Source organism: Rhizobium sp. AC27/96 (genome assembly GCF_001692325.1).
Lineage (GTDB): Bacteria > Pseudomonadota > Alphaproteobacteria > Rhizobiales > Rhizobiaceae > Rhizobium.
Genome location: NZ_LXKN01000063.1, coordinates 1 through 1,989, shown reverse-complemented (window position 1 = coordinate 1,989; position 1,989 = coordinate 1). Strand labels below are relative to the sequence as shown.

Below are 1,989 nucleotides of genomic sequence, written 5' to 3'. Positions count from 1 at the left end.
CCGATACCGTTGAAAAACCCAGCTAAACGTCGTTGTGCCAGTAAGCCTTGAAAAGCGCGTTGGACCCGAAGATGGATTCATACTCGGGATAGGCCATGCCCAGAACCGTCACGTTGATCTCTTGCAAGGTTTCGTTGAAGTCCGCGATGACAACACCTTGGCATTCAAGCGTGCCGTACTGGTCCGAGCGTGCTGAAAGTTCGGGGCGAGCTTCAAGATCGTTATCGTCGCCATCTATTACATGCGCATGGAGGCGTGGTTCATAGTCTGAGCCGGGAACGAAATATCCTCCGGCAACGCCCATCGGCGGATCAATCGGGTCGAGGTCGGCATGCCCGATGATGGCGTCTTGGCAAAGAATATTGACTCTCATGGCTTCTTCTCAATGTTGTCGCTTTGCTCAAAGCTCTGCCGTTAAAGGATGTATTACGATTGCTACCATCTTACGCTCGTGATTCAATCGCCGCATTGATTTGCGGAGGATTGAGCGATGATGGGATGTCGGGCAGCTCCGGCGCAGCTCTTCTACGACTTCTGCCTTGATGATCACGTCCCCGCCGACCACATGCTGCGCGGGATTGACCTGCATCTCGAACTGGACAGCGTTCGAGCGCAGTTGAAGCCTTTTTACAGCACCACAGGTCGCCCCTCGATTGATCCAGAACTGATGATGCGGATGCTGATCATCGGCTATTCCATGGGTATCCGCTCGGAGCGGCGGCTCTGTGAAGAGGTCCACCTTAACCTCGCCTATCGCTGGTTCTGCCGCCTCGGACTGGACGGCAGGGTGCCCGACCACTCTAGCTTCTCGAAGAACCGCCACGGCCGGTTCCGGCAGAGCGACATCCTGCGACATATGTTTGAGACAGTGGTGGAGCGCTGCCTTGCACAAGGGCTGGTCGGTGCGGAAGGATTTGCTGTCGATGCCAGCCTGATCGCAGCGGATGCCAACAAGCAGCGTTCAGTACCGGGAGCGGCATGGGAAGCCAAAGAAGACGCTGGCCGCTCGGTGCAGGAATATCTGGCTGTTCTCGATGATGCGGCTTTCGGGGCTGCCTCGCCAGTGACGCCGAAGTTCATCTCTCCGTCCGATCCGGCCGCTCAGTGGACAGGTGCCCACAAAGGCCATGCCTTCTTCGCCTATGCTACCAACTACCTGATCGACACAGACCACGGCGTTATCCTCGACGTCGAGGCGACACGAGCAATCCGCCAGGCGGAGGTCGGAGTATCTCGCACGATGCTCGACCGAACAGAGAGCCGCTTCGGCTTGCGACCTGGTTATCTGGCGGCCGACAGTGCCTACGGTTCCGCAGACAATCTCGCGTGGCTGGTCAAGGAGAAGAAGATCGCGCCGCACATTCCGGTCTTCGATAAGTCGAAGAGGACGGACGGCACCTTCTCCCGCTCAGACTTCTCATGGGAGGCCGAGAATGACCGCTACATCTGCCCGGCGGGTAAGGAGCTGAAGCAGTTCCATCGCACTTACGCGACACCCAGATCAGGCATCACCGCCGAAGGAACGCGGCTTTACCGTGCCAGCAAGAGGGACTGTGATCGTTGCGACCTGAAGCCTCGCTGCTGCCCGAACATGCCGATGCGCAAAGTGCCGCGCGATCTCAACGAAGATGCCCGTGATGTTGCCCGAGCAATAGCCGCAACACCAGAATACGTGCAGTCACGCCATCGCCGTAAGAAGGTCGAGATGCTCTTTGCTCACCTCAAGCGCATTCTCCGGATGGCGCGCCTAAGACTGCGAGGTCCATGCGGTGCTCGCGATGAATTCCTCCTTGCAGCGACCGCCCAAAACCTCAGGAGGCTTGCCAAGCTGAGGACACTGCGAACGCCGCAAGGCGCTATCGCCGCCTGATGGCGGCGGAGATGAAACCCTGCGCCGAGGCGCGGGGATCGAAAACGCATAGCCCGCCGTCCAAAAAGGCAAAAACGGGAGGACGAGCGGAAAATCAGTCGAGTTTTTCAACGATATCG

General features: G+C 58.1%; 2 protein-coding genes. One reads left to right on the top strand and one right to left on the bottom strand.

The window, feature by feature from the left end; all coding sequences use genetic code 11:
- Positions 1 to 22: 22 nt before the first annotated feature.
- Complete coding sequence (locus A6U86_RS29305) at positions 23 to 373, bottom strand: hypothetical protein (RefSeq protein WP_068399008.1); 351 nt, start codon at positions 371 to 373, stop codon at positions 23 to 25.
- A gap of 117 nt (positions 374 to 490) precedes the next feature.
- Here A6U86_RS29305 and A6U86_RS29300 point away from each other — a divergent pair, with 117 nt between their 5' ends.
- A complete protein-coding gene (locus tag A6U86_RS29300) occupies positions 491 to 1,870 on the top strand; it encodes an IS1182 family transposase (RefSeq protein WP_068399005.1) in 1,380 nt (459 codons plus the stop codon).
- Positions 1,871 to 1,989: the final 119 nt, after the last annotated feature.

What these genes read in the sequence shown, in the direction of transcription:
- A6U86_RS29300 (WP_068399005.1), top strand. Translation starts at nt 491, where the DNA reads ATGATGGGATGTCGGGCAGCTCCGGCGCAGCTCTTCTACGACTTCTGC.
- A6U86_RS29305 (WP_068399008.1), bottom strand. Translation starts at nt 373, where the DNA reads ATGAGAGTCAATATTCTTTGCCAAGACGCCATCATCGGGCATGCCGAC.